At 73.4% G+C, this 8,305-nt stretch carries 9 protein-coding genes; 8 read left to right on the top strand and 1 reads right to left on the bottom strand.

The genetic code is table 11. From position 1 onward, the window contains the following. The first annotated feature begins 76 nt into the window (after positions 1 to 76). The 8 genes from ACGFYH_RS25465 (at position 77) to ACGFYH_RS25500 (ending at position 7,095) form a co-directional block, all read left to right on the top strand. Positions 77 to 1,798: an ATP-binding protein gene (locus ACGFYH_RS25465; protein ID WP_393805475.1), complete on the top strand. Its 1,722-nt coding sequence runs from the start codon at positions 77 to 79 to the stop codon at positions 1,796 to 1,798. Continuing rightward, entirely contained in the window at positions 1,795 to 2,202 is a 408-nt protein-coding gene (locus tag ACGFYH_RS25470; RefSeq protein ID WP_393805476.1) for a roadblock/LC7 domain-containing protein, read from the top strand. The genes ACGFYH_RS25465 and ACGFYH_RS25470 overlap by 4 nt, the downstream gene beginning before the upstream one ends. Continuing rightward, positions 2,199 to 2,546 (top strand): DUF742 domain-containing protein, encoded by a 348-nt coding sequence (locus tag ACGFYH_RS25475; protein ID WP_393805477.1) that lies wholly within the window; start codon positions 2,199 to 2,201, stop codon positions 2,544 to 2,546. The genes ACGFYH_RS25470 and ACGFYH_RS25475 overlap by 4 nt, the downstream gene beginning before the upstream one ends. Continuing rightward, the gene (locus ACGFYH_RS25480) at positions 2,527 to 3,156 is read left to right on the top strand and encodes an ATP/GTP-binding protein (protein WP_393805478.1); all 630 of its coding nucleotides are present in this window, start codon (positions 2,527 to 2,529) and stop codon (positions 3,154 to 3,156) included. Before ACGFYH_RS25475 ends, ACGFYH_RS25480 begins: the two co-directional genes overlap by 20 nt. Then, a complete protein-coding gene (locus ACGFYH_RS25485; RefSeq protein ID WP_393805479.1) occupies positions 3,153 to 4,394 on the top strand; it encodes a cytochrome P450 in 1,242 nt (413 codons plus the stop codon). The genes ACGFYH_RS25480 and ACGFYH_RS25485 overlap by 4 nt, the downstream gene beginning before the upstream one ends. Further along, on the top strand, positions 4,391 to 5,614 hold the full coding sequence (locus ACGFYH_RS25490; RefSeq protein ID WP_393805480.1) for a cytochrome P450: 1,224 nt from the start codon (positions 4,391 to 4,393) through the stop codon (positions 5,612 to 5,614). The genes ACGFYH_RS25485 and ACGFYH_RS25490 overlap by 4 nt, the downstream gene beginning before the upstream one ends. Before the next feature lie 146 nt (positions 5,615 to 5,760). Continuing rightward, positions 5,761 to 6,162 (top strand): hypothetical protein, encoded by a 402-nt coding sequence (locus ACGFYH_RS25495; protein WP_393805481.1) that lies wholly within the window; start codon positions 5,761 to 5,763, stop codon positions 6,160 to 6,162. A 129-nt stretch (positions 6,163 to 6,291) separates the two neighbouring features. Continuing rightward, a complete protein-coding gene (locus tag ACGFYH_RS25500) occupies positions 6,292 to 7,095 on the top strand; it encodes a ribonuclease BN (protein ID WP_393805482.1) in 804 nt (267 codons plus the stop codon). A gap of 44 nt (positions 7,096 to 7,139) precedes the next feature. On the opposite strand, the gene ACGFYH_RS25505 is transcribed toward ACGFYH_RS25500, so the two are convergent. Beyond that, entirely contained in the window at positions 7,140 to 8,201 is a 1,062-nt protein-coding gene (locus tag ACGFYH_RS25505) for an SDR family oxidoreductase (protein WP_393805483.1), read from the bottom strand. Between the last annotated feature and the right edge of the window lie 104 nt (positions 8,202 to 8,305).

The following is an 8,305-nucleotide window of genomic DNA, read 5'->3' on the forward strand; positions in this document are numbered from 1 at the left end:
GTGAGAGCCCGCTGCTCGCACGCGCCCCGTTGGACGACACGAGGGCCGCTCCGGCGGCCTGGCGAGGACCCGATTGATGACCGCGCCCGCCCGCCCCGGCGACCGACCCGCTCCCCGCGCCCTCGCGGCAGTGGCCCTGCCGTGCGCCGTCGTGGCGGCGCTCGTCGTCGCCGGTGCCGTCGCCGCCGCGCCTTCCTCCGTACGCCTTCCGCTGGGACTGGGCGCCGGTACCGGGGCGATCCTGCTCTGCGCGGCCGTGACGCTGGCCGTGCACGCCGTCCGTGCGCAACGGGCCACCCGCCGGCTGCTGGAAGCCGCCCGCACGGACGCGGACGGCCTCGCCCGGGAGCGGGGGCGGCTGGCCGAGCGGGCACAACGGGAGCAGCAGCGGCTGCGGACGGAGGCGGACGCCGAACGGGCCCGCCTCGTCGCGGAGGCCGAGCGGGAACGGAGCGTCCTCGCCGCCGACTTCGAGCGCGAGCGGGAGCGACTCGCGGACGGTTTCGAGCAGGAGCGCGCACGTCTCGCCGGGCAACGGGACCAGGAGGTCGCACGGCTCACCGAGGAGGCCGCCCGACTGCGCGCGCGGCTCGCGAAGGCGACCGGGGAGCGCGCCGCCGCCGTCTCCGCGACCGCGAACGCGGCCGGCCGGATGCAGGCGCTGGCCACCGGGATGCTCGCCGACCTGCGCGCCATGGAGGAGCGGCACAGCGACGAGGAGGTCCTCGCCGACCTGCTCCACCTCGACCACCGCACCGCGCAGGCGGGCCGGCTCGCCGACTCCGTCGCCGTCCTCACGGGCGCCCGCTCCGGCCGCCGCTGGGCGCGGCCCATCGGCATGGAGTCCATCCTGCGCGGCGCCATGGGACGTATCGCCGGTTACCAGCGGGTGCGCGTCCACTCCGCCAGCGACACGGCGGTCGCGGGTCACGCCGCCGAGGGCGTCATGCACGCCCTGGCCGAACTGCTGGACAACGCCGCGAACTTCTCCCCGCCGACCGCGGAGGTCCACGTGTACGTGGAGGAGGTGCCTGCCGGGGTCATCGTGTCCGTGGAGGACAGCGGACTGGTGATGGGTGAGGTGCAGCTGCGGCGGGCCCGGCAGGCGGTGGCCGGTGAGACGGCGGGGCTCGGCGGCCTGACCGGCACCCGGCTGGGCCTCGCCGTGGTCGGGCGGCTGTCGGCCAAGTACGGGCTGAAGGTGTCCTTCCGCCCGTCCGCGCGCGGCGGGACGGGCGTCCTGCTGCTCGTCCCCCAGGACATCCTGAGCGGCCCCGCCGTCTCCGCCGCTCCGGCGGCGGCCCCGGCTGCCCCGGCCGGCCTGCCCCGTACTCCCACACCGCCCGCCGCCGAACCCGCGCCCGGGTTCGAGCCCTCCCCCGTCGGTACGGCCCCCGAGCCGCTGCCCGTCCACGGCCTGGCGGACCGGGACCGGAGCCGGGACCGGGACCACGGCTGGGGCCAGGACCCGAGCCGGGACCGGGACCAGGCCCCGGAGGCAGTGCCGGACGAGGCGTCCGCGGGGCTGCCCAAGCGCCGCCGCGGCCGTACCCTCGCCGCCGCCGAACGCGCCCGGGCCGCCGCCCGGGCCCCCGAGCCGCGCGCCACGCCGCCCGCCGACGACGCGAAGGCACGCGCGGCCCGCTTCAGCAGCTTCCGCCAGGCCGTGAGGACGACCACCGCGCCCGCGCGGGACAGCGGCCCCCGGACGGAACCCGCCGCCCCCGAACCGGCCGAGACGGCCCCCGACCAACCGTCCCACTCACACGCGCACCCGGAAGGCGACACCACTTCATGACCGGCTCGACCACCGCCGACGAGAAGCTCACCTGGCTCATCGAGGGCCTCCTGGAGCGCACGCCGGACGCGCGCCACGCGCTCGTCCTCTCCCGTGACGGACTCAAGCTGTGCCGCACTCCGGAACTCTCCGTCGACCAGGCCGACCAGCTGGCCGCCATCGCCGCCGGCATCCAGTCGCTGTCCCACGGCGCCTCCGTCGAGTTCGGCGACGGCAGCGGCGGGGTGCGCTCGGCCATGACCGAGTTCTACGGCGGAATCCTGTTCATCGTCGAGGCCGGTGAGGGCGCGCACCTCGCCGTCGTCACCTCCGAGGACGCGGACGCGGGGCTCGTCGGGCACAACATGAGCGAACTCATCGAGCAACTCGGCGAACACCTCACCGCGCAGCCGCGCACGTCATGAGCCGCCCCGGCAGGGACGACGCGCCCGACCGTCTGTACACGGTCACTCAGGGACGCAGCAGCTCGGGCCCCGACAACCCCTTCGACCTGGTCACCCTCGTGGTCGCCGAGTGCGAGCCGACGCCCGGCATGCAGTCGGAGCACACGGCGATCCTGAGGCTGACCGAGGCCCCCACGGCCGTGGTGGAGATCGCCGCCGAACTGCGGCTTCCGGTGAGCATCACCAAGATCCTGCTCTCCGACCTGCACGCCGCCGGCCGGGTGAGCGCACGCCACCCGTACACGGCAGCCGTCCCCGATCCCGACATCCTGGAGCAGGTGCTCGTTGGACTCCGCAATCTCTGACGCCCGTACCCCAGCGCGCAGCCCGCTGGGCGCGACCGCCGACAACGGCCTGAAGATCGTGGTCGTGGGCGGGTTCGGCGTCGGCAAGACGACCATGGTCCGCTCGGTCAGCGAGATACGTCCCCTCAACACCGAGGAGACGATGACACAGGCCGGCGAGGCGGTCGACGACACCAGCGAGGTGCGCGGCAAGACCGCGACGACCGTCGCCTTCGACTTCGGCCGCATCAGCCTCGACGCGCGCAACGTGCTGTACCTGTTCGGCGCACCCGGCCAGGAGCGGTTCTGGTTCCTGTGGGACCGGCTGTTCTCCGGCACGCTCGGCGCGGTGGTCCTGGTCGACACCCGCCGCATCGACGACTCCTGGTACGCCATCGACCGCCTGGAGCACCACGGCACGCCGTTCATCGTGGCCTGCAACGACTTCGGTGGCCCCGAGCACCCGCCCGGGGCGGTCCGCGAGGCCCTCGACCTGGACCCGCGGGTGCCGCTGGTCTCCTGCGACGCCAGGTCCCGCGAGTCCAGCAAGCAGGTGCTGATCGCGCTGGTCGAGCACCTGCGGGCCCGCTACGCCGGTCAAGCCGGCCCACCCCGACAGGAGTTCGTGTGAGCACCGACGCCGGCGACGTCAAGGACGCCGTACCGCTCAGTGGCCCCCGCTTCCAGACCGAACCCGCCCTGCTGTACCGGCAGATGCGGCGCGAGCACGGTGCCGTCACGCCCGTGCTGCTGGACGGGGACGTCCCGGCCTGGCTGGTGCTGGGTTACCGCGAGCTGCACCAGGTGACCGGCGATCCGGTGCTGTTCAGCCGGGACTCGGACCTGTGGAGCCAGTGGGAGAACATCCCGGACGACTGGCCGCTGCTGCCGATGATCGGCCGCAAGCAGCCGTCGATCCTCTACACGGTCGGCGAGCGGCACCGCGAACGCGCCGCCATGATCAGCGGCGCGCTGGAGGCCGTCGACCCGCACGTCCTGCGCGGTCACGCGGAGCGGTTCGCCGACGAACTCGTCGACCGGCTGTGCGCGAAGGGTGAGGCGGACCTCGTCGGCGACTACGCCATGCTGCTGCCCGTCCGGGTGCTTGCCCGCCTGTACGGCTTCTCCGACGAGCAGGGTCCGGGACTGGTCACCGCGCTCAACGACATGATCGACGGCAGGGAGCGGGCCATCGCGGGCCAGACGCACCTGGCCACGTCGATGGCGCGGCTGCTGGCCGACCGGAAGGCGGCGCCCGCCGACGACGTCGCCTCCCGGATGCTGGCGGACGAGAGCGGTTTCACCGAGGAGGAGGTCGCCCAGGACCTGATGGTCATGATGGCCGCGGGTCACCAGCCCACGGCGGACTGGATCGGCAACTCGCTGCGCCTGATGCTGACCGACGACCGCTTCGCCGCCTCGCTCTTCGGGGGCCGCAACAGTGTCGCGGAGGCCATGAACGAGGTGCTGTGGGAGGACACGCCCACACAGAACGTGGCCGGCCGCTGGGCCGCCCGCGACACGCAGCTCGGCGGGCGCCGCATCCGCGCCGGCGACCTGGTGCTGCTCGGGCTGCAGGGCGCCAACTCCGACCCGCAGGTCCGCACCGACGGCTCCGCGCTGACCGGCGGCAACAACGCGCACTTCTCCTTCGGCCACGGCGAGCACCGCTGCCCGTTCCCCGCGCAGGAGGTCGCCGAGGTCGTCGCGCGCACGGGTATCGAGGTCGTTCTCGACCGGCTGCCGGACATCGACCTGGCGGTGCCCGCCGGGTCCCTCACCCGTCGTCCCTCGCCCTGGCTGCGGGGACTGACCGCGTTGCCCGTGCGGTTCACCCCGACCACTGCCCTGGGAGGCACGTCAGCATGACCACCGGCACCGAAGAAGCCCGGATCCCGCTGGACCCGTTCGTCACGGACCTGGACGGCGAGAGCGCCCGGCTGCGCGCGGCCGGACCGCTGGCCGCCGTGGAGCTGCCCGGTGGCGTGCCCGTCTGGGCGGTCACCCGGCACGCGGAGGCCAAGGCACTGCTCACGGACCCCCGGCTGGTCAAGGACATCAACGTGTGGGGCGCCTGGCGGCGCGGCGAGATCCCCGCGGACTGGCCGCTGATCGGGCTGGCCAACCCGGGCCGCTCGATGCTCACCGTGGACGGCGCTGAGCACCGCCGGCTGCGTGCGCTCGTGGCGCAGGCGCTCACGGTGCGCCGGGTGGAGCACATGCGGGGGCGGATCACCGAGCTGACCGACCGGCTGCTCGACGAGCTGCCCGCGGACGGCGGCGTCGTCGACCTCAAGGCTGCCTTCGCCTACCCGCTGCCGATGTACGTCATCGCCGACCTGATGGGCATCGAGGAGGCGCGGCTGCCGCGTCTGAAGGTGCTGTTCGAAAAGTTCTTCTCGACGCAGACTCCGCCCGGGGAGGTCGTGGCGACCCTCACCGAGCTGGCCTCGATCATGGCCGACACGGTCGCCGCGAAGCGCGCCGCGCCCGGCGACGACCTGACCAGCGCGCTGATCCAGGCCTCCGAGAACGGTGACCACCTCACCGACGAGGAGATCGTCTCGACCCTGCAGCTGATGGTGGCCGCCGGACACGAGACGACGATCTCGCTCGTCGTCAACTCCGTGGTCAACCTGTCCACCCACCCCGAGCAGCGGGCCCTGGTGCTCTCCGGCCGGGCGGAGTGGTCCGCCGTGGTCGAGGAGACGCTGCGCTGGTCGACGCCGACCTCGCACGTGCTGATCCGGTTCGCCACCGAGGACGTTCCGGTGGGCGGCCGGGTGATACCCGCCGGGGACGCGCTGATCTTGTCGTACGGCGCGCTGGGCCGCGACGAGCGGGCCCACGGGCCGACGGCGGGCGCGTTCGACATCACCCGGACGTCCGGGAACCGGCACATCTCCTTCGGCCACGGCCCGCACGTGTGCCCCGGCGCGGCCCTGTCCCGGCTGGAGGCCGGTGTGGCGCTCCCCTCGCTCTACGCCCGCTTCCCGCACCTGGACCTGGCGGTGCCGGCGGCGGACCTGCGCAACAAGCCCGTGGTCACCCAGAACGACCTGTTCGAACTGCCGGTCAGGCTCGCCTGACCGCGTCCGGTCACGGCCGGGCCCTCTCCCGCGGGGCGTTTGCTTCCCGCCCCGCGGGTAACTCCGGCATTCCGGACGCCGACCCTGCACCGGCACAACCGGCGTCGACACCGCTGTGTGGCATCCCGGGAGTGACCATGTGGAAGATGTGGAAGCCCAAGGGCAGGAAGGGCCGCCGGAGCGAGCGGCCGGTCCCCGTGGAGCTGTGCGACCTGTGCGCCAGAGTTTTTCCCGAGGACGAGTCCGTGCGCGGCAACGTGCCGGACTCCTCCGCGGTGCACGCCACCAACGAGTGGTTCGACGGGCTGCGGCTCGTCACCACCTGCTCGGACGAGCATTTCGACGTGATCAAGGAGGAATACGCGCACCGGTCCTTCGTGGACGAGGAACTGTGGGCGGCGAAGCTCACCCGGGCTCTGACCACCGGCCCGCCGGCCCTCTCCATGGACCAGCTCGGCTGCCGCACGGGTCTGCAGGAGCCGCAGATACGCGCCGCCATCGCCTGGCACAACGAGCGCATGCGCGAGCAGCAGCGCACGGACCCCTGAGCGCGTGGGCCGGTTCCGTGCCGGCCGGCCCCGGGCCGCCGTCCGGGTGTACCCACGTTTGTCCGAGCGTCCCTCGGGTCACTCAGTTTCCCGTCGGCGAGCCATCGAAAGGACGCCCGAGGAGCACCCGTGAACCGGTTGTGGCGGCCGTTCCACCGCGTGTGGGACCGGCTGGCGGCGTCCGCCCTCGTCCGGCGCGGCCGGGATCTGGAGCTGATGCACAGGGCCATGGGCTTCGCCACGCTCGCCCTGGTCACACTGGCGCCGTTGCTGATCGTGGTGGCCGCCGCCGACCCGCTGGAACGCGGGGGCTTCGCCTCCTGGCTGGCCGACGGCATGGGGCTGTCCGGGCGGTCGGCCAGCGTGCTGACCGACATCATCAGCCCGCCGACCAAGGTCGTCGGCACGACGAGCGTGTGGGGCGGTGTCCTGCTCGCCGTCTTCGGCGTGTCCTTCGCGGCGAGCGTCCAGAACGGTTACGAGCGCATCTGGGGGCTGCCCTCGGGCCCCTGGCACCGCATCTGGCGCCAGATGACCTGGGTGGTGCTGCTGACCGCCTACCTCTACCAGGAGGTACTGACGCGGACCGCTCTGCACGGGCCGGCGCGCATCGCGCTGTCCACCGCGAGCGGCATGCTGTTCTTCTGGTGGGGACAGCACTTCCTGCTGGGCAGCCAGGTCCGCTGGCGTGACCTGCTGCCGGGAGCGCTGGCCACGATCGTGGGCCTGATCGGCCTGCGCGGCTTCTCGTACCTCTTCTTCACGCCGCTCATCCTCAACAACGCCATCAGTTACGGCACGGTCGGCATCGTGCTGGTGGTGGAGTCGTGGCTGATCGGGGTCGGGTTCGTCGTCTTCGGCGGCGCGATGGTCGGGCACTGGTTCTGCGAGCACCACTGGTGGACCCGGAACATCGACCGGAAGCCGGACTGACCCCGAGGGGCGGCCCGGCTTCCGGTGTGCTGTCTCCGGGGCGGTCAGCCGGCGCGCCGACGCACGCTGCCCGCCAGTGCCGCGGCGGCCGCCCCGGTCACGGCGGTGGCCAGGGCGAGTGGCCGGCGGTGGCGGGAGAGCCAGAACTGGAGGCTGCGCGGATGGGCCTCGTCGTCGAAGACCCCGTGCGCGCCGTAGTCGGCCGGAGCGGTGTCGTCCGGCGGTTTCCAGAGGTTGACCGGGCGGGAGGGGTCGACGGGGTCATCGGTCTGCTGGCCGTCGTAGCCGGTGCGGGCCAGGTAGCGGTCGAGGAGTCCCGGGGCGAGCTTCTGGCCGAGCAGGGTGGCTACGGTGGAGCCGCCGACCCAGTACATGCGCCGCTCGGGATGGTCCGCCGCGTACAGGACCGCCTCGGCGGCGACCTCGGGCTGGTAGACGGGGGCCACCGGGCGCGGATGGCGGGGCAGCCGGGTGAGGACCCAGCTGAACTGGGGAGTGTTGAGCCCGGGCATCTGCACCATGGTCACCCGCACCCCGCTGCGGTCGTGCAGCAGTTCGCAGCGCAGCGATTCGGTGAAGCCCTGGATGGCGTGCTTGGCCCCGCAGTAGACGGCCTGGAGCGGGACGCTGCGTTCGGCCAGGGCCGAACCGACCTGGACGATGGTGCCTCGGTCGCGCGGCGTCATGTGCCGAAGGGCGGCCTGCGTGCCGTGGACGAAGCCGAAGTAGGTCACCTCGGTGGCCCGTCTCAGTTCCTCGGGCCTGATCTCCGGCACGGGCGCGAAGACGGTCGAGAAGGCGGCGTTCACCCACACGTCGATCGGGCCGAGCTCTTCCTCCACCCGGGCGGCCGCGGCGTCCACGGCCTCCGCGTCGGACACGTCCACGACCAGGGGCAGTGCCCGTCCGCCCGCTTCGCGGACCTCCTGGGCCGCCCGCTCCAGGGCGTGCTCGCCCCGCGCGATCAGGGCCACGGCGGCCCCGTCGGCGCCGAAGGCCCGGGCGGTGGCCCGGCCGACGCCGCCGCTCGCCCCGGTGACGACCACGACCCGGGTGCCGTCCGCCCCGCGGTGCCGCCCGCCGCGCGGGGTGCTTCCGCGGCTCACTTGGTCCCCCGTCCGGGGAGGTGCTCGGCGTATTCGGTGAGCTTCTGGCGTACGCCCTTGGTGGCGATGCCGGTGAGTTCCGGGTCGTGCAGTGCCGCCTTGAT

This window comes from Streptomyces sp. NPDC048392, from assembly GCF_043200575.1.
GTDB lineage: Bacteria > Actinomycetota > Actinomycetes > Streptomycetales > Streptomycetaceae > Streptomyces.

Excerpts from the sequence above, each read along its gene's own strand:
- ACGFYH_RS25465 (WP_393805475.1), top strand. The coding sequence starts at position 77 with ATGACCGCGCCCGCCCGCCCCGGCGACCGACCCGCTCCCCGCGCCCTC.
- ACGFYH_RS25475 (WP_393805477.1), top strand. The coding sequence starts at position 2,199 with ATGAGCCGCCCCGGCAGGGACGACGCGCCCGACCGTCTGTACACGGTC.
- ACGFYH_RS25495 (WP_393805481.1), top strand. The coding sequence starts at position 5,761 with ATGTGGAAGCCCAAGGGCAGGAAGGGCCGCCGGAGCGAGCGGCCGGTC.
- ACGFYH_RS25490 (WP_393805480.1), top strand. The coding sequence starts at position 4,391 with ATGACCACCGGCACCGAAGAAGCCCGGATCCCGCTGGACCCGTTCGTC.
- ACGFYH_RS25470 (WP_393805476.1), top strand. The coding sequence starts at position 1,795 with ATGACCGGCTCGACCACCGCCGACGAGAAGCTCACCTGGCTCATCGAG.